The organism is Nostoc sp. (assembly GCF_036919495.1).
GTDB lineage: Bacteria > Cyanobacteriota > Cyanobacteriia > Cyanobacteriales > Nostocaceae > Nostoc.
This window is the reverse complement of record NZ_JBALBZ010000159.1, coordinates 24,231-43,160: the sequence shown is the minus strand read 5'-3', so window position 1 is coordinate 43,160 and position 18,930 is coordinate 24,231. Positions and strand designations below refer to the sequence as shown.

Annotated in this window: 17 protein-coding genes and 2 pseudogenes; 8 read left to right on the top strand and 11 right to left on the bottom strand. The window is 40.2% G+C overall.

Annotated elements, in window-relative coordinates:
* Together V7K25_RS22945 and V7K25_RS22940 are read left to right on the top strand one after the other, a co-directional pair.
* Nucleotides 1–1,177, top strand: a 1,177-nt coding sequence (locus V7K25_RS22945; RefSeq protein WP_335160887.1) for a helix-hairpin-helix domain-containing protein, incomplete at its 5' end; no start/stop codon positions are given.
* 202 nt (nucleotides 1,178–1,379) lie between these two features.
* Nucleotides 1,380–1,976 carry a hypothetical protein gene (locus V7K25_RS22940; protein ID WP_335160885.1) on the top strand — a complete coding sequence of 199 codons (597 nt, stop codon included), beginning with the start codon at nucleotides 1,380–1,382 and terminating at the stop codon, nucleotides 1,974–1,976.
* Between the two features lie 340 nt (nucleotides 1,977–2,316).
* On the opposite strand, the gene V7K25_RS22935 is transcribed toward V7K25_RS22940, so the two are convergent.
* Nucleotides 2,317–3,531, bottom strand: coding sequence for an RNA-guided endonuclease InsQ/TnpB family protein (locus V7K25_RS22935; RefSeq protein ID WP_335160883.1), 1,215 nt, complete (start codon nucleotides 3,529–3,531; stop codon nucleotides 2,317–2,319).
* Nucleotides 3,532–3,582: 51 nt separating this feature from the next.
* Between V7K25_RS22935 and tnpA the strand changes: the two are divergent.
* Nucleotides 3,583–3,990: pseudogene (tnpA, locus tag V7K25_RS22930) on the top strand (IS200/IS605 family transposase).
* A 292-nt stretch (nucleotides 3,991–4,282) separates the two neighbouring features.
* Here tnpA and V7K25_RS22925 read toward each other — a convergent pair.
* The gene (locus V7K25_RS22925) at nucleotides 4,283–5,002 is read right to left on the bottom strand and encodes a response regulator transcription factor (protein WP_335160893.1); all 720 of its coding nucleotides are present in this window, start codon (nucleotides 5,000–5,002) and stop codon (nucleotides 4,283–4,285) included.
* Between the two features lie 945 nt (nucleotides 5,003–5,947).
* Between V7K25_RS22925 and V7K25_RS22920 the strand changes: the two are divergent.
* Nucleotides 5,948–6,394: pseudogene (locus V7K25_RS22920) on the top strand (rhodanese-like domain-containing protein); the annotation flags it as partial.
* Between the two features lie 471 nt (nucleotides 6,395–6,865).
* On the opposite strand, the gene V7K25_RS22915 reads toward V7K25_RS22920, so the two are convergent.
* The 5 genes from V7K25_RS22915 to trpB form a co-directional block, all read right to left on the bottom strand.
* On the bottom strand, nucleotides 6,866–7,495 hold the full coding sequence (locus tag V7K25_RS22915) for a ribonuclease H-like domain-containing protein (protein ID WP_335160881.1): 630 nt from the start codon (nucleotides 7,493–7,495) through the stop codon (nucleotides 6,866–6,868).
* An 89-nt stretch (nucleotides 7,496–7,584) separates the two neighbouring features.
* A complete protein-coding gene (locus tag V7K25_RS22910) occupies nucleotides 7,585–8,133 on the bottom strand; it encodes a CAP domain-containing protein (protein ID WP_335160879.1) in 549 nt (182 codons plus the stop codon).
* A gap of 333 nt (nucleotides 8,134–8,466) precedes the next feature.
* Nucleotides 8,467–8,991, bottom strand: coding sequence for a CAP domain-containing protein (locus tag V7K25_RS22905; protein ID WP_335160877.1), 525 nt, complete (start codon nucleotides 8,989–8,991; stop codon nucleotides 8,467–8,469).
* Nucleotides 8,992–9,542: 551 nt separating this feature from the next.
* Nucleotides 9,543–9,740: a hypothetical protein gene (locus tag V7K25_RS22900; protein WP_335160875.1), complete on the bottom strand. Its 198-nt coding sequence runs from the start codon at nucleotides 9,738–9,740 to the stop codon at nucleotides 9,543–9,545.
* 190 nt (nucleotides 9,741–9,930) lie between these two features.
* Complete coding sequence (trpB, locus tag V7K25_RS22895; protein WP_335160873.1) at nucleotides 9,931–11,166, bottom strand: tryptophan synthase subunit beta; 1,236 nt, start codon at nucleotides 11,164–11,166, stop codon at nucleotides 9,931–9,933.
* A gap of 239 nt (nucleotides 11,167–11,405) precedes the next feature.
* Between trpB and V7K25_RS22890 the strand changes: the two genes are divergently transcribed.
* Together V7K25_RS22890 and V7K25_RS22885 are read left to right on the top strand one after the other, a co-directional pair.
* Nucleotides 11,406–11,753, top strand: coding sequence for a translation initiation factor (locus tag V7K25_RS22890; RefSeq protein WP_109009060.1), 348 nt, complete (start codon nucleotides 11,406–11,408; stop codon nucleotides 11,751–11,753).
* A gap of 140 nt (nucleotides 11,754–11,893) precedes the next feature.
* Nucleotides 11,894–12,052: a YqaE/Pmp3 family membrane protein gene (locus tag V7K25_RS22885; protein ID WP_335160871.1), complete on the top strand. Its 159-nt coding sequence runs from the start codon at nucleotides 11,894–11,896 to the stop codon at nucleotides 12,050–12,052.
* 179 nt (nucleotides 12,053–12,231) lie between these two features.
* On the opposite strand, the gene V7K25_RS22880 is transcribed toward V7K25_RS22885, so the two are convergent.
* The 4 genes from V7K25_RS22880 to lpdA all read right to left on the bottom strand — a co-directional run bounded on the left by V7K25_RS22880 (nucleotide 12,232) and on the right by lpdA (nucleotide 16,268).
* Nucleotides 12,232–12,900: a carbonic anhydrase gene (locus V7K25_RS22880; protein ID WP_335160869.1), complete on the bottom strand. Its 669-nt coding sequence runs from the start codon at nucleotides 12,898–12,900 to the stop codon at nucleotides 12,232–12,234.
* Between the two features lie 475 nt (nucleotides 12,901–13,375).
* Nucleotides 13,376–13,627, bottom strand: coding sequence for a DUF5340 domain-containing protein (locus V7K25_RS22875; RefSeq protein WP_335160891.1), 252 nt, complete (start codon nucleotides 13,625–13,627; stop codon nucleotides 13,376–13,378).
* Between the two features lie 246 nt (nucleotides 13,628–13,873).
* Complete coding sequence (gene trpC / locus V7K25_RS22870) at nucleotides 13,874–14,764, bottom strand: indole-3-glycerol phosphate synthase TrpC (protein ID WP_335160867.1); 891 nt, start codon at nucleotides 14,762–14,764, stop codon at nucleotides 13,874–13,876.
* A gap of 73 nt (nucleotides 14,765–14,837) precedes the next feature.
* The gene (lpdA, locus tag V7K25_RS22865; protein ID WP_335160865.1) at nucleotides 14,838–16,268 is read right to left on the bottom strand and encodes a dihydrolipoyl dehydrogenase; all 1,431 of its coding nucleotides are present in this window, start codon (nucleotides 16,266–16,268) and stop codon (nucleotides 14,838–14,840) included.
* A gap of 386 nt (nucleotides 16,269–16,654) precedes the next feature.
* Between lpdA and V7K25_RS22860 the strand changes: the two genes are divergently transcribed.
* Both V7K25_RS22860 and V7K25_RS22855 read left to right on the top strand, forming a co-directional pair.
* Entirely contained in the window at nucleotides 16,655–18,430 is a 1,776-nt protein-coding gene (locus tag V7K25_RS22860) for an SWIM zinc finger family protein (RefSeq protein ID WP_335160863.1), read from the top strand.
* A 113-nt stretch (nucleotides 18,431–18,543) separates the two neighbouring features.
* On the top strand, nucleotides 18,544–18,870 hold the full coding sequence (locus V7K25_RS22855) for a hypothetical protein (RefSeq protein WP_335160861.1): 327 nt from the start codon (nucleotides 18,544–18,546) through the stop codon (nucleotides 18,868–18,870).
* Nucleotides 18,871–18,930: the final 60 nt, after the last annotated feature.

Below are 18,930 nucleotides of genomic sequence, written 5' to 3'. Positions count from 1 at the left end.
TAATTACCCATTAGAATATATGGCGGCGCTGTTAACGGCTAACAGTGGTGATACCGATAAGGTACAGAGATATATTACTAACTGTACAAATATGGGTATTTCCATAGATCCGCCAGATATTAATCGTTCTGGTGTTGATTTTACGCCAACAGCAGGAAAGATTCTGTTTGGATTTTCGGCGGTGCGTAACGTGGGACAGAGTGCGATCGCTTGTATTTTGGAAGCGAGAAATGAGACAGGATTTAAATCCCTGGCTGATTTTTGCGATCGCGTGGATTTACGTGCTGTTAACCGCCGCACTATGGAATCGTTGATTTACTGTGGAGCCTTTGACAAAATTGAACCCAACCGTCAACAGTTAATTAACGACTTAGAATTAGTGTATGATTGGGCACAATCTCGCGCTAAAGACAGAGCTAGTGGTCAAGGAAATCTTTTAGATTTATTAGGTGACGGATTTTCTTCTACTCCCACCAAAAGAGCAAATAATGCCTTTGAAACTGCTCCCAAATCTAAACCTGTGATGGACTTGCCACCACAGAAAAAGTTGCAGATGGAGAAAGAATTATTAGGATTTTATGTATCAGATCATCCACTGAAATCCTTACGGCAAATAGCACCACTTTTGACTCCAATTAACCTTTCGCAACTGGGAGAGCAAAGGGAAGAAACAAGGCTTTGTGCAGTTGTCATGTTGAATAACGTCAAAAAAGTGGTTACTAAAAAAGGCGATCAAATGGCAATTTTGCAAATAGAAGACCTCACTACACAATCAGAAGCTGTAGTCTTTCCCAAAACCTATGAACGCATTAGTTTACTACTCCAAGTTGACACTAGATTGATTATTTGGGGAAAAGTAGATCGACGTGACGAGCAAACTCAATTTATTCTTGAAGATGCAGAGCCAGTGGAAACAGTACAAATGGTAATGGTGGAATTAAATCCCCAGCAAGCAGGTAATATCGATGAACTACATCGCTTGAAAATAATTTTACAAGAACACTCAGGAGACAAAGAAAAGGCAAAAATGCCAGTGATCGGAATTATACAAACTGAAAATTCTCGGAAACTTGTTCGCTTGGGTTGGCAATTTTGCGTACAAGATTCTAGAATAACCGTTCAAGCTTTGCAAAATGCCAGTTTTCCTGCTCATATTAAATCGCTGACTGGTATCTGAAGCCAAAAGTGAAAAATCTACCAATACTGAAAAGCAGCTTAATAATTAGTTTTACTGAACTGTCAACTGTAAATTGCCCTAAGTATCTAGGCTTATAGTAGGTTTTTTAGTTACTTATGCGGATGATGATTTCCTTGAGGCAATGGTATATTTTTATGCTAAGACCCTTAAGGCTGCGACCGGGGGAAGGAGTTATAACTTGATGATCGTGAACGAGCTACATAAATTTGTTTCATACTGTAAAATCATTCAACCCCAAACTCAGGAGGACATTAAAAAATTTTTTGAAGGAGTTATCTTATTTCCTTATGATAAGGAACTTCTATTGCAAGCTTATTTATTTCTGAATATTAAAGACTTATTTCCCTCGTGCGCTGAATTACTGTTATTTGAAAAATCTCCAATTTCAGATTATACAGATTTAGGAAAGTGTGATTTTGTCTATCAGACTTTTAAAGGAACCCTGTTTTTAATAGAAACCAAGTTTATTGATACAGAAGCAACAGGAGCTACTGAAAGAAAAAGAAGAAATAAACACAGAAATAAGGTATTTGAGCAAGTTATTACTTTGAAAGGCCGGTTTAGTGAATATTGGAATATAAGGCTAGATCAATTAGAATGCGGGGTTTTCACAACAGATGCAGAAGTTGCTTGGCGAGGAAATAGCGTGAACGTCATTTCTAAATCAATATCTATAGAGCATCTGGAAAAATGGCGAAGAAGCTATCACAGTAGTGAAAAATTTTTATCTCATCAAGATGGGTCAAAGCTTGAGGGGAAGGTTAATTTGAAAGGTTGAGCCAAGACCCAAGTGTACTTTTTTCGGTGATTTGCCCCCGGTAACCTTGTACAATTTATGGAGCGATGCCTGACGGTTTTTGCTAGCCTACACAAGTCAGAGTCCAAAACCGCCTATTTGGCGATATCGAATAGTAAGCTAATTGTCATTCATTTTTCCAGCTTGATTCGGTTGTAGTAGGGGCTACAGACCTGCTTTTATGCAACTTAAATGCTCATTAGCTTATCTGCACACCCATCATTGATGGAGAAAGGGCGCAATGGTTTGTCTTACATTGGGTGGGCTATCGGTTAAATCCGTTAGATTCACTCTAGTAATTTTTGGTGGATTTTTGAAATACTCACCGACCAGAAGGTGCGATGATTCTTGACGCTTCATCGGGCTGTGCTACCAAAATAGTCTTACCTTCCCTCGTCGTCCATTTAGAGTCGTGGCGATTCCCCATCCCGACTTTTTCTATATTCTTGCTGGCATTTCCATCTCTATCGTGTTCAATCCCACAACTTAAGCAGAGTATTGAGCGAATAGAGAGGTCAACTTTACCCCATCTAAAACCACAGTCAGAACAAATTTGACTTGTAGGTTCCCATCTATTAACCGTGCAAAACTCTCTGCCGAACTTGTTTGATTTTGTCTCACAAAGATTTCTAAACTCTCGCCACCCTAGCAAACTAATTACCCTAGATAGTCTGCGATTTTTCACCATCCCTGATACATTTAAGTCTTCTAGGACAATTACTTGATTGTCGTTAACTATCCTAGTTGACAGCTTGTGCAAAAAGTCTTTTCTGATATCAGTAATTTGGTTATGTAATTTAGCAATTCTTGTGCGAGTTTTATTTCTTCTTTTTGAGTTACTCTGTTGACGTCCCAGTTTTTTTTGTAATTTCCGAACCTGACGGTCTAGTTTTGAGTAATCAGGGCTTTCCGCTTTTTCACCATTACTCATTACAGCAAAAGTTTTAATGCCTAAATCAATACCTACACTTATGTGTTTAGCTTGAGTAAGATTTGGCTCAACTTCTACAACAAAACTCAAGAAGTAACGGTTGGCACAATCCTTGATTACTATGACTGAACTAGGTTCAGATGATAGAATTCTCGACCAAATTGGTTTGATTTCCCCAATTTTAGCAAGGTAAACTTGTTCATCTTTAATAGAAAATGCTGCCTTGGTAAACTCAGCCGATTGCGAATTAGTTTTCTTTTTAAATCTTGGTGAACCAACTTTGCTGCCTTTTCTCTTTCCGTTACGAGAATTAAAAAAGTTTTTGTAAGCTACGTCTAAATGCCTTAAAGATTGCTGCAATGGGACTGAAGAAACATCAGACAACCAAATTCTCTCCTCAGTCTTTTTAGATTGGGTAAGCATTGCAGACAGCTTACTATACCCCGGCAGTTTTGTCGTTCGCGTAGCGTCGCCCGCTACGCTAACAGATTGGTTGCAGAAAGCTAGAGCGTCATTCCAGACTACACGAACACATCCAAACAACTGAGATAATCTCTCCTCTTGTTGGTCTGTTGGGTAAAATCTGTATTGATACCTTGCTTTCATTCTCCATATTAAAATTGGTCTGCTATGGGATTTTACATTGGTTAGATAGATATGACAAGTGGTTTGAGACAAGAAAGACACAGCGTTTCAGATTTAAAAATACATTTGGTCTGCGTAACTAAATACTAAATATCGGAGGAAGATATTTACTACTGAAAGCCTTGAACTAATTCACAAGTCACTTGTAGAAGTCTCCCAAAAAATGGATTTTAATATCCTAGAATTTAATGGAGAGTCTGACCATATTCATGTTTTGCTGGAGTATCCACCAAAGCTTTCAATATCTCAAATGGTCAACTCACTCAAAGGAGTATCTGGTCTCGGTATGGTCAAGCAGGATATCCTAAACCCTATGGCAACTATGCTCTTTGGAGTCCTAGTTACTTTGTGTCAACAGTTGGGGGTGCGCCACTCGAAGTTCTTAAAAAGTACATCCAATACCAAGAAAAGCCGTCGTAGAACGACGGGGTTTAAAACCCGAATTTCTGATAAATTTCAAACTAAGGAAAATCTTTCACGTACTCAGGTGACAAGGCAAAATCACCTATTTTCAATCGGTCGGTAGTTGCAGTCTTGATTTTAGCACTAGATAAAGCCTTTCTCAAAATCGTCAAAATCAGTTTGGAGCAACGTCCAAAATTAGCGTAAGTTATACGGTTAATTCTCAGTAAAACTGTTTAAATCAGCAATAATACTAATGCTGACTCATCTGAGTAATTCTTTTTATGAATTACTTCTGAAATCAGAAAACTCAGGAATGAGTATTTTCGTAGGGCGCTTCAAACTTGTAACCATAGCCCCGTACAGTTTTAATAAACTCCGGTATGCTGGCATCGACTTCCATCTTCTTGCGAAGCTGACCAATATGCACATCAACCACTCGGCCATCTCCCACGTAGTCGCAACCCCAAATTTTTTGGATTAGTTGTGGGCGACTCCAAGCCTGATTAGGATGACTTGCCAAAAAATGTAAGATATTAAACTCCAGTGCTGTTAAAGCAAGAGGTTTCTCGTTAAGTGTTACCTCCCGGCCCTCTGGGTTAATTGCTAACTGCTTAAAAATGATCCGTTGTGTTGGGGAGGGGTTGATGTAGCGTATCCGTCTTAAAAGAGCTTCCACTCTAACTTCAACTTCTGCAAGACTAAACGGTTTAGTCATGAAATCATCAGCACCTGCGCTTAAGATTTTAATTTTATCAGCCTCGTCAGTCCTACTAGTCAGTATCAGCACTAAAACATTAGTACGGCTCTGCATTTCTTGGCAGAGGCTATAACCATTAAGATCCGGCAAATTCCAATCCAGAATTACTAAGGCCGGGTTGAATTGCTCAAACAACGATAAGGCAGTCTTACCATCTGCTGCGGACTCTATCTGATATTTCCGACTTAAAAAACGATAGACCAGATTTCGCACACCAAAGTCGTCATCGACGATCAGAATTTTGGGAGTAGTAGCGGGAACCATAACCATAATGCTGCCTATTGTAGATTGGGCGATTCGTTGCGCCAGTTTTGCTTTACGTGTTTCTGTTAATAGAGTATTCACCCGCGTCTCTGCTGAGTAAGATTGCTACTGTAGTACCTGTTTACAATTAATCTTCCATGAAGTTTATCAAAACTTTAGCCATTGTAATGCTAATAAATTTTATAAGTATTGATTCTATGAAGTTTGTCTAATTTTGGATTTTTGTTGTATGATTTATAATTTCAATACTTACTTACAGCTCTTTTAAGGTGACTGGTAAAATCTCTTTTTTCTCTCTGGTTTCTCAGTGAATCTGCGGATTAAAAGTATTTTATTTAACCGCAGATTCACAGAAAACACAGAGAAAATAGGTTAAAGAAGAATGGCTTGAGGACTTTTAAAACATCCTCTAAGAGCAAACGAGGAGCTTGCCCAATGTAAGTAAGTCGGTAAGAATAAATCAAACTAGATTAAGTAATGTAAAAAATCTTGAGATTATTTTGTAGTGTTCGCGCAGCGTCTCGAAGAGAGGAATTTAGTCCTCAAATGATGGCTGGGGCCGCTCACTACAAACCTTGAATTATTTACACCGCTCTACTTAACTCATTTAATTAGGAAAAGCTATAAGCCCTTATTGTTAGCGATCGCAGATATTGAAAATGCACGTAATTCCTGTACGAATAGCTGAATATTTTAATTTTATTCACAATCTTTTTTAAGAATGAAATATCACAAATCGAATTTTAAATATGCTTAATACAATTAATATAAAAATAGTTTTCTTTTAATAGTCTAATATGACTGAATTTGCAATGCATTCAATGGCATAAAATATTTTAATTAGGTACTCTACCTCAAGATTGATTTTAAGTAAATTCAGCCCAGAGAAAGAGTAATTCAATATGTTTAGTCCGTTAAATTGCTATCAATATCGTTAAGTCAGGGATACTTATGGTTAACAACTTAGTCGGCGGCATAGTTCCCCCACAGCCACCAGTAGAAGCACAGTCTGATGTTCATACATTGAAGTCTCGTCTAGAATGGGGCGAACCAGCTTTTACGATACTAGATGTGCGCGATCGCAACACCTTCAACGAAGGTCACATTATGGGAGCGATGCCAATGCCAATAGATGAATTGGTACAGCGTGCAGTACCTTCTTTAGATAAAAGCCGTGATATTTACGTTTACGGTGCTAACGAAGAAGAATCTGCCCAAGCCGCGCAACAACTGCGTTCTAATGGATTTCAGCATGTTTCTCAACTCAAAGGTGGTCTTGCTGCATGGAAGGCTATCGGTGGCCCAACAGAAGGCATTGTTGAATCAAAAACTCCTCCAGGTGCAGATGACTACAATGTTGTAGATCGGCTAAAAAATCACCAAGAGAATCAGCCAAAGGGAGGCCCTAGCGCGACGGAAGCCATTAAAAAAGGAGCTAGTAACCTCAAGGAAAATATTCAAGAGGGAGCTAGTAATCTCAAGGAAGGCATTCAAGAGGGAGCTAGTAATCTCAAGGAAGGCATTCAAGAGGGAGCCAGTAATGTCAAAGAAGGCATTAGTAAAGCTAACACTCCTAAAAACACTGATGATTCCAATATTGGATCTTAGGCAAAAAATAACTTAGAAAATTAGCAATAGACCTCTTGCATAAATTAATCAGAAGACCCACGCTCTAACTTTGACTTACATTAAAGTCTCATCTCTTTGCTTGCGGGGACAGGTTAGGGATGTTAAGGATTTTTTCAAGAGGTCTAATCTTGATTTCTCATGGTCAGAGAAGTCACAATTGAGAAATCAAAAGATAGAATATTTCCTCTTGTAATGCTTGTACTCCAGAGCAAAAACTTTTGCAAGAGGTTTATTCTTGGATCAATGTTCAAACAAATCTTTAAATTGTAACAAATCCAACGAAACAATTGTTGGCAGAAATTCAAAACATTCTTGAGCAATTTCCCAACGTTCTTCTCGTTTGAGCATTTCTGTTAGCTTGTGCTGCACACTAAGTAAATAGCGCACATCATTGGCAGCATAACTCAGTTGAGCTTCAGACAAACTAGCGGCGTTACCCCAATCAGAACTTTGAGAGCTTTTATCCAGTTCTACTTGTTCTAACTCTTGCACCACATCTTTAAGTCCGTGGCGATTTGTGTAAGTACGGGCTAATTTACTAGCAATTTTGGTACAAAAAACAGGTCTAACCTGAATCCCCAGATTAGCTCGCAAAGTGGCAAGGTCAAAGCGAGCAAAGTGAAACACTTTTACTACATTCGTCGCTGACAAGAGTTTTTTTAAGTTTGGCGCATCAGCTTGTCCTTTGGCTATGCGGATTGCAGTCACTTTCCCGAATTCGTTGCACAACTGGACAAGACACAACCTATCACGCTGTGGCAGTAATCCCATCGTTTCTGTATCAACTGCGATCGCTGTAGATTCTAAATACTGTACTAGGGCTGCGTCGCCCAGATCGCGATCGCTCACCTGAAAATCTTGTAATGTCATGAATTGTTCAAAAATAATAGGAGTGTCCAGCAAATATAAGTCTTGTCAGACACTACATTATTATTGTGCAAAACAATCAGAAATTAAATCTACCTAGTGCGAAAAAAAAGCTGTGTAAGGTAAACTTCGCCTTGATTATTGGTAGCAACGCCAATTCCAGTCAGGTTGTAATTTCCTTTAAGGTTCTTTAGATGTCCGGGACTCTTTATCCAACCAGTAACAGCTTCATCTACAGGGTTACTATATCCCCGATTGAAAGCAACATTTTCTGCCGCACTGCTGTAGCGAATAGGGATAGCATTGACTCGCCGTTCAAATCCCTGATGGCTAAATGGTGTTTTACCTTTAGCCATATTTTGACTATGAATTCTTGCCTGTCGAGTGATATTTGCATTTAGGGTTAACTTTGGCAATCCTTTAGAAACCCGATATCGATTAATTTCGTTAAAAACGGATTTTTCTAGCTCCGTAGTTTTAAAAGTAGGAGTCGATATTGCAACCTGACTCGAAAAAAGCGACAACAGCTTATTACGGGTGGATGTATTCGTAGAAGGATTATTTGGTATCGGAACAGTCGTTAACCCACTAGCAAGGACAAGCGCACTTAAAGCGATGCCAAAAGCAGTTTGTCGGAACATGGAGAATTACGTAATATGTAGAGATATAAGACTTATACTCTACCCTATTGTTCCGACGATATATAGCACGATACTATTAAGGATTGATGAATTTTGGCAATCTGACTACATCCTTGTATAGGAAGTATAAAAAATCGTTTCCAATTGTCAATACTTCAATAGGTCAGCATCGTAAAATCACAGTTACTTTTGCTGATAATTTAGGGTTTTCATGAATTAGTAAAAAATAATGTAGTATTCAGCAGATAAATGCCATTGAAACTACATTATTCAGCCTGCTAACAGGCTGAACTCTGGGGAATTTAAGAAAAAACCTAAATTTCACCACATCTATCAACGAAGGAAAATTTGTGTGAAGTAGATTTCGCCTCTACTGTTGCTAGCGACACCAATCCCCGTTTTATTAAAATTACCTCTGATATTGGCTAGATGCCCTGGACTTTTGAGCCAGCCTTCAACAGCTGTCTTCGCAGGATCGCTATATCCCTGGTTGTAAGCGACATTTTCACCAGCTGAACTGTAACGAATACCGATTGCTTTAATACGTTCTGAAAATCCCGTATGTCCAAAGGGAACTTTACCATTAGCCATATTCTGACTGTGAATCCTGGCTTGATTATCGATGTCAGAATTACTTGTCAGCTTTACTAGCCCTTGGGAAGCTCTGTAATCATTAATTTTGTTGAAAATTGACTGTTCTAGAGCAACAGTATTGATGCTAGCTGCAATATAACCAGTATCACTTAATACATGTGAAGATTCTGGCATAAAAGCTGGATTTGTTACAGGAGTAGCGATCGCTCCACCACTGAGAATTATAGTGCCTAAAGCAACAGTGTAAAAAAATAGTCTAATCATCTGCTTAAAGTAAACTTTTAGACAATGTAACCAACTAATATCAATGTGACAAATTGCTTATAGGTCTATATAGCTTTATTTATAGCTTTATATGTGCAAAAACTACCAACAAACGTTTAAATTCATGATTTTACGAACAAATAGTACTGTTTAATGCCTAATTGCCTTCTACCACTAGTATGATTGTTTTTAGATAACTACATATAGTACCTAAGTATTTGCAGAGTGTAATTACTAGGTTTTTTGGTTTTATTAGTTCTAATTTATGCTTATCTGTCTTCATGTTTCAGGTATTTTACTGTTTTTAGGTATATTCAATAGCTTTGTTTTTGTTTAAAACACAGTAAAAACCGATTGTAAAATTTGAGACTGCAAAATGTAAGATATAGATTGCACGGATTTATTCAGTAAAATGACTACGTAATTTAAACTAGCCTTGGTTAAAAGTTTCTAACTCTTCCTGTACCAAAGGCAGCACCCGCGCAATATATTCTGCACACCACTCTTCCTATTCCTTAATTACTTTGGCATCCGGCTCGTAAACTTCAATCTCAGAAGGCGATAAAATACCTTTCCTCTCGCAACCATTCAATGGTGTTTACCCGCAGTAGGGACACCTCACCAGTCAAAGCCATGACGATCGCTAACAATTTATGGCGTTGCATAAATGTGGCATGAATAGCCGGTTGAAACCATTGAAAACTCGTTTCAAATTCAGCGAAATCATCCCATGATTCAGCAACGCCCAATTTATCAATTTGCGGATTATCTAAGTAGGTCGTTTACCCTTAGCTATTTTTGCCATCTAAGACCAATTCTCCCAAAATAAGACTAGACATAACAAAGAAAGAAACCCAGAGGAAATCTGACTTTCTCATTACGAATTATGAATTACGTTAGCGTTAGCGAGTCAAATACTCCTACGTCGCTAACGTATATTTACGCATCCATTAATAACTTGGCTACTGTTTGTACATCCTTATCACCACGCCCAGAGCAGTTAATTACAATCCGAGGACTATCGGTTAGTTGGGGACACAGGGTTTCGAGGTAGGCGATCGCATGGGCTGTTTCTAATGCTGGGATAATCCCCTCCAATTTTGACAATCGTTGGAATGCCGCTAAAGCCTCTGCATCTGTCACACTATAGTATTCAGCGCGACCAGTATCTTTCAAATAGCTATGTTCTGGCCCCACACCGGGATAATCTAAACCTGCACTAATTGAGTGTGCCTCAATAATTTGCCCATCCTCATCTTGCAGAAGATAGCTCATGGCTCCGTGCAATACACCAACTCGTCCTTTTGTCAAGGTTGCTGCGTGTTTTTCAGTATTGACACCTTCTCCTGCTGCCTCAATCCCAATGAACCGTATAGAAGGCTCATTCATAAACTCATAAAATAATCCCATAGCATTGGAACCACCACCCACGCAAGCCAAGAGAATATCAGGCAATACACCCCACTTTTGGATTGCTTGAGCGCGAGTTTCTTGGCCGATTACTGCATGGAAATCACGTACCATCATCGGGTAAGGATGGGGCCCTGCGACTGAACCGAGAATGTAGTGAGTTGTTTCCACATTTGTCACCCAATCGCGGATTGCTTCAGAAGTAGCATCTTTTAGGGTTCCAGTTCCCGCTTCCACCGGACGCACTTCTGCCCCCATCAATCGCATTCTGAACACATTTAAAGCTTGGCGTTCCATGTCATGAACGCCCATGTAAATTATGCATTCCAGCCCAAAACGAGCGCAAACTGTAGCTGTGGCAACACCGTGTTGTCCAGCACCCGTTTCGGCAATAATCCGTTGCTTACCCATGCGTTTCGCCAGCAATACCTGACCAAGAGCATTGTTAATTTTATGAGCGCCAGTATGATTTAAATCCTCACGTTTTAAGTAAATTTGTGGCCCGGTGCGATCGGGTCGGGCATAATGAGCAGTCAGGCGTTCAGCGAAATATAATGGTGTGGCACGTCCTACATAGTCCCGTAACAACTGCTGTAGTTCTGCTTGAAAATCAGGGTCATTGCGGTATTGCTGATAAGCTGTTTCTAGTTCAGTAAGAGCAGGCATCAACGTTTCAGGTACATACTTACCGCCGAAGCGTCCAAAGCGACCTAGTGTATCTGGAACCTGAGCAGTTGAATTTGGAGATAGAGGAGTGGTAGTCACGGGCTGTTTTCAATGAGGGGAATGACTTAATTATTATAGAAAGTCTGGGGCATATCCAGGTTATATCTGGAGACTGGAAGCTAAATTATTCCTCAATACCCAATGCCCAATCCCCTATGCCCAATTACTTTGAATCCCTCCCAATGGATTTGTGATGTTAGCCTAGAAATTGATATCTCAGCAGAATGGTTGCGTAGAAGTTTCCACTGCCTTTGAAATTTTTCTTAAATATTCATTTTATGTCTTCTTCAAATCCCAAATCTTCTGACAAAAGCTTTGTCTACCGCGAATTTGGCAACGACAACTCTGCCGCCACAGAAAGACCAATTCCAGAACTCCCCGCACAACAGCAAAATCTTAAAGTACAAGCTTCCCGCAAAGGACGCAAAGGCAAAACCGTTACTGTGATTAGCGGTTTTCAAGCCAAACCAGAAACCTTGGCTGATTTGGTGAAGCAGTTGAAAACCCAGTGCGGCACAGGTGGGACAGTTAAAGATAACGAAATTGAAATTCAGGGCGAACACAAGCAAAAAATTGTCGAGATTTTGAGCAAACTAGGTTACAAAGCTAAAATTAGCGGTGGCTAATCTTGAGTGCGGTTTACCGCATCTTAACCGTGACCTAAATTAAGAGAGAGAATGTTATCTTTGAAAGATACAAATATGCTTGAGCATTGGGAGATAACTTTGCTAACAAGCTGTTTTTCTGAGATTAATAGGAGGTTTAAATGGATTTAGTTCGGATTTTGTGTGCCATTTTCGTGCCACCTCTAGGAGTTTTTTTGCAAGTAGGTTTTGGTATAGATTTTTGGATTAATATAGTTTTGACACTTTTTGGTTACATTCCTGGGATTATTCACGCAATATGGATAATTGCTAAGAAATAATTCTTCGTAGGGGTAGGTTTGAGGCTCTGCATACAGTGATAAATTGAGTCAAAACCTCAATGAATGCATTTATATGCAGAGTATGAAAACGAGGAAAATAAATTACCTGCAAGGTGACTACGTTGGCTAAAGCTTTGGAATCTAAAGATATGAGCTTTTGTGTGTCAATAAATACCGAATTAGCTCTCATTTTTTAACATAGCATAGAGTCTAAACTCTAGAAGCAAGGGGCAAATGTGCAATTGCCATTGCACAGTTGAGACGTTCAAATCTTTGATTAACCCAGTGCTTATATCTAGCACCCAGCCATGAACCATAGGCGCTTTTCGCTCATAGAGTACCTGACGCATGATGGAAGTTTGGTAAAGATTTTTTACTTGCGCTACAACATTTATTTCTGCCAAACGATTCAAACGTTCTTCTCTTGTTGGCAAGGCATCAATTTCTTCTTGTTTCTGTAAATACAGTTCCCGAATCGGATTTACCCAGTTATCAAGAATTCCGATAGTTCTCCCCTCTAAAGCCGCTTTAATTCCTCCGCAATCGTAGTGGCCACAAATGATAATGTGTTCCACTTGAAGATGTAAAATTGCGTATTCTAAAACCGCTAAAAAGTTTATATCTGTTAGAGAAATCTGATTAGCAATATTACGATGTACAAATAACTCTCCTGGTTCTGTACGAGTAAAGCTTGTTAATGCTAGACGACTATCAGAACATCCAATGTATAGAAAAGGTGGTGTTTGTCCGCTTGATAAGTCTTTAAAGTAAGTTGGGTCTATTGCTAGTTTCTCGGCAACCCAAGCCTGATTATTTTTGAATAGTTCATCAATACTGTTATATTTCATCTTTCGCCAAATTCGAGAGAGAATCTCATAAATATTTTAGCTGATCTACAGTTTTCTATAAATCAATATGAACTTTTCCCCATCTAAAATTTTTATAAAGATGACATTTTTCTACAGTATTAATAAAATTATTGTATAAATTGTAAGCAATCGATTTAAAAATTAGAAAAAATAACTATGTAGAAATTTAGAAAATTAGCTATAGTAAAGTAAACTTTTTATCAAATATAATCTAAGCGTTCAGACTGACTACCTATTTAAAATTCTCATCTAGCATTTCTAGATATTTTTACAAAGCAGAGATTCTGCTTACAGAATCATTTTAAATCACACCCCAAACTGTGCATTTGAGTCAAGCAAGTGCGGCGAAATTTTTGAATACTGATTTGTTCAATACACAGAGACACTTTCTGAAGGTGTTAAGCTAACTTAACAAAGATGCCAAATCTGAGGTTGAGATATTAAGTTATCAGTTTCAATCGGGAGCAATAACTTTGTTATCGTGATGATGGTTGATTGACCAACGGTGATCGACAGTCATAGAGGAAAACTCGCAAATTTCTTCTAGGCGTTTTTGCTGTACGGCAGCTTTCCGCAGAGTAATAATTAGTTGATTTACCTGATGCCGTAAATCTGGATTATCATTTACAGCTAACATGGTTTGTCTTTCTAAAAGTTGAAGTATAAGTTCGTAGTGAATAGGAGAAGGTAGAGGAATTTGCTCCATGAAGTTAACTTTTGATTTCATATTTGAGATTTTGTATTAGTCAGAATTTAGCTTTTCTCAATAAATTGTTACATAAGAAATAACTAGTTGCTTATGGCTTTGATTTGATTAGCAATGAAGATTTGGCAAAGATATGATGATACTTGATGGCAATATGCTGCGTGTCCACGGATAGTGTACCCAATTGACCAACTATTGTATGCAGTTAGTTGCCCTATGCTAAGGAGCTTAGGGAAGGTGTTTATTTCAGAAATTTTTCGGCAATATATGGGCGATCGCAGTGCCGGGATCTGGTTGTTTTACCAAAGATTCTCCAATGAGTACAGCAGATGCACCTGCTGTCAGTACCAGACTCAGATCATCTGGGTTGTGTAGTCCTGACTCGCTGACAACAAGGATGTTTTTCTCCTGCAATTGCCTACCCCTTGCAGCCAAAAGTTGGCAAGTAGTTTGCAAGTCAACAGAGAAATCTTCTAAATTACGATTATTGATTCCTACTAAGGAGACTCCATCTAAAGCTAATACACGGTCAAGTTCTGCCAAACTATGGACTTCAACCAAGGTTGCCATTTTTAGGTTGTTAGCAATTTTAAGGAAGTATTTCAAATCTTGATCGCTCAAAATAGCCGCAATCAACAAAATAGCATCTGCACCCTGAACCCGCGCCAAGTATATCTGGTAAGCATAAACGACAAACTCTTTGCACAGTAAGGGCAAATCTACGGCAGCCCGAACCTTGGCTAAGTTTTCAAAACTACCTTGAAAGAACTTGACATCTGTCAACACAGAAAGACAACTAGCGCCACCTTGCTGATAAGACAGGGCGATCGCTACTGGGTCAAAATCTTCTCGTAAAATACCTTTGCTCGGTGAAGCTTTTTTAACTTCGGCAATCAATGCTGGCTTTGTCTTACCTTGACGCAAAGCGGCGACAAAATCACGGGTTGGCGGCGCAGTCAGTACCTGTTTCAGCAATTGTTGCAAAGGAACTTTTTCCCGCATTTGGTCATATTCTACTTCTTTCTGCCAGACAATTTCCTCCAAGATGTGGTTTGGCGCTGCATCAGGTACGACAGCCTGATAACGCAATATCGATACATCAATAGCTGGGTTAGGTGAACGGCGACGGATTTGCATAATTGGGGAGTGGGGAATGGGGAATGGGGAATGGGGAATGGGGAATTTTTTACTCCCTACTCCCTACTCCCTCCTAAATTGCAATTGCTCGTTTATAAGCTTCGTCCAGCACTTCCGAAAGTGTCGGGTGCGCGTGAACTAGATGTGCGAGGCTTTGGACAGATTGACGGTTTGCGATCGCAGCTGAGGCTTCATGAATTAAGTCTGAGGCGTGTAGTCCAAAAATGTGGACACCCAAGACTTCTCCGGTATCTTTGCGATATATCACCTTAGCAATACCATCGGCTTCATTTTCTGCCAACGCTTTGGAATTCCCTTTGTAGTAACTCCGACTGGTGGCGATTTCAAAACCTTCGGTTTGTCCTAACTCCTTAGCTGCGGTTTCTGTTAAGCCTACATAGCTAACTTCTGGGTGGGTAAACGCCGCCGCCGGGATGCTGCGATAGTCTACTATTCTTTTCCTCCCAACTATATTTTCTACGGCGATAATGCCTTGAGCAGAAGCCGCATGTGCCAACATCATCTTCCCATTAGCGTCGCCAATTGCCCACAAATGCGGCACTACTTCACCAGATGATAGCACTGCCATGCGATCGTCAACTGGGATAAAATTCCGCCGATCCAGTTCTACACCCACAGATTCTAAACCAAGATTTTTGGTCGCTGGGATGCGTCCTGTAGCCACCAAGCAAGCATCTACTTCGATGACATCTACATCTTCTTTGGTTTTGAAATCTGCTAACTCAATCACCACTGGTGAACCGGGGATGACTTTTTTAGCGTATATTCCCACTTTCGTTTCAATATCGCGGGGAGTAATTAGTACCCGTTCGGCAAGTTTGGCAATGTCTCGGTCAAATCCTGGCATTAACTGATCTAGGGCTTCAATCAAGGTGATTTCACAACCCAAAGCTGAGTAAATATCAGAAAATTCTAAGCCGATGTAACCACTGCCAATAATCGCCACCCAGTCTGGTAGAGACTCTAACTTAACGCCTTGATCGCTGGTAAAGACAGTTTTGCCGTCTACTTCAATTCCTGGAGGCACAAAAGGAATTGAACCAGGGGAAAGGATGATGTCTTTGGCTGTGATGGTTTTTTCACCGCCGTCTCCGGTAACAGAGACTTTTTGCGCCCCAGCAATTTTTCCCCAACCGTTGATGATATCGACTTTTAGACGTTTGAGGCTGTTGGTTAAGTCGCCTTGAATTTTTGAGACGAGATTATTAGCATGATTAGCGATCGCTTGGCGATCAAATTCCACGCTACCAATTTGAATTCCCAGTGACTTCAGGTGGTGGGCATTACGTAACTCCCGCACACGTCCAGATGCTGCCAGCAACGCCTTAGAAGGAATACAGCCCCGATTAACACAGGTTCCTCCCATATCAGCAGCTTCAATAATCGCTGTTTTCAGACCGCAACTTACGGCGTGTAAGGCTGCGCCATGCCCGCCTACACCAGCGCCGATAATTACTAAATCGTAATCAAATCCTTGACTCACGTTAGTTTCCCCGTGTGCTTCGCCTATTTATTCTCAACTTGACTGACAATCAGCGCAACCCTTTCAACAGTTATCAGTTTTATTGCTTGACTCTTAATCCCTCACCATAGACCATCACAACTGTTCACTGTTGACTGTTTACTAATTTCAGGTTCGGGTGTTGCTTCAAATTATGATTCACTCGCTTCTGACGAAAATATGGATGTTTTCAGTAATTATAGTCAAATCTATATACTTATTTTTTTAATACTACAAAACGACTGAGGATAGCTCTGTCAAGCTAATATGTAGCTTTAATTTCATATTAGAATTTCTTTACAGCGCGTTAGCCTAACACTAAGCTGGATTTAGGATTCATCCAGAAGATTTACGCAGGCGATCGCTCGATGTCTATTCCCCAAATTAGTGAATTTACTATCCGCCGTCATGCCAACGCCAAATCTTTCCAACGGGGCGAGGCATACTATGAGGCTGGTGCTGTTAATACAGTTACCCAACGTGGCAATCTGCTTCAGGCAGATGTTGTAGGCAGTGAAGTCAAACCTTATCATGTCAACCTGAGTTTCGAGAGCAGTGGGTTAACCTCAGTAAACTGCACCTGTGCCTACAACTTTGACGGGTGGTGCAAACACATTGTAGCGACGATGCTTGTTTGTGCGCGTAACCCAGAAAACATTGAACAGCGCCCCACTCTAGAACAACTACTTAATAGCCTGGACTATATCCAAACTCAAAGAGTGCTGCAAGAGTTGGTAATAGAACATCCACAACTAATTGAGGCGATTGACCGCCATGTAAGTTGGATGACGAATCCTACTGACAAGCCAACAGCCACAAAACCCTTGCTCTACATTACTATTGATCCGGCTCCCTTTCGGCGGCAAGTGCGGCAAATTCTCAAGGATACCGTGCGCTATTTTGAGGAAGGGTGCGAAGAAGACCCAATTGGTGAAGAATTGCTAAGTGTAGTGCAAACTGCGGTAGATTTTAGCGAACGGGGAGAGGGTGAGAATGCGATCGCTATTTTAGAAGCGATTACCTCTACCTGTGTGGAAAATTGGGATGATGTTGCAGAATACGGTGCCGAAAATGATGAACTTATCGGGGAATTAAATAATGCCTGGTGTGAAGCAATTCTCAGTGCTGAACTTACCCCAGAAGAAAAAGTTGATATTCAAATAAATTTAGAAGCTTGGCAAGATGAGTGGAATGCTGATTTTGGCATGATTATGGAAGCTTTACGCCAAGGTTGGGATTATCCACCACTGCTGCAAGTTCTCCAAGGTAATATTACTGAAAGGGGAGCTTGGGAAGAAGACGTGCCAGACTACGCGGATGATTTGGCACTAATTCGCCTAAAAATCCTCGAACGTCAGGAACGTTACCAAGAATACTTATATTTAGCAGAAGCGGAAGGGCAAACCCAACAGTATCTGACAATGCTAGGGCGTTTAGGCAGGGTAGAAGAAGCAATGGATGCTGCTCAAACCCAGATGATCTCAATGGAAGAGGCTTTTGCCCTAGCGAAAACACTAACCTCTCAAGGGGCATTACAGCAAGCACTAAATATAGCCCAGAGTGGATTAAATTTACCGGGTAAGTGTCAGTATGAATTGGGGATTTGGACAAGTGATTTGGCTATTGAATTGGGTGATAGTGAAGCTGCTTTATTAGCAATCAAGGCGGCTTTTCAAGTGAAGCCCTCCTTTTTTGACTACCAGAAGATGGCAGAATTGGCTGGGGAAAATTGGGAAAGTGTCAAAACAGACCTGCTGAGAATTATTCGTACTGTTAGTGGTGGGGGAACGGAATCAGCCAAGGTGGATATATTCTTGGATGAGGGGCTAATTGATGATGCAATTGCGATCGCTAGTGAACTCAGTTCTTATAATTCAGACTTGATTTACCGAGTCATGGATGCTGCTATCCCTCACAATCCTAGTTGGGTGATTGCTAATGCTCGTCGCCGTGCCGAAAAGATTATGGATGCAGGTAAAGCCGAATACTATTACTACGCAGTTGAATGGTTGAAAAAGGCACGTAATGCCTACTTGGAATCTGGAAATAAAGCTGACTGGTTAAGCTATCGTCAAAACTTGATGCAAACCCACGCTCGTAAACGTAAATTGATGGGAATGTTTCAGCAAAGGGATATGCAGTAACCCTAAACCATAACAAAACGCAAGTTTGCCTACTTTTAATTCAAATAGTAGGTGGATTTACGCCGTCCTGTAGTAGTAGTAGCCTATCAAGTCAACTTTGACGAGGAGAGAAATTGAAGAATTTCTCTTCTTTCCTTTTCTTTTGTTTCCTTCTTCTTCGTGTACTTCTCTGCTTCTCCTGCTCCCCTCCCGCAGCAACCTACGGTGTACACACAAGTCAAAAAAAACTCAATGCAATAAAAGTGCAGGTCAATGCAACAAAGGTGCAGGTCAATGCAATAAAGGTGCAGGTCAATGCAATAAAGGTGCAGGTCAATGCAATAAAGGTGCAGGTCAATGCAACAAAGGTGCAAGTCAATGCAACAAAGGTGCAGGTCAATGCAACAAAGGTGCAGGTCAAGAGACTTGTATGTACACCGTACTCCCGCAGCAACAGATAATTCCAATATATCTGCTTGCTTATGCAGATCGAACACCATCAATGTTTTTAAGTCTGCAAT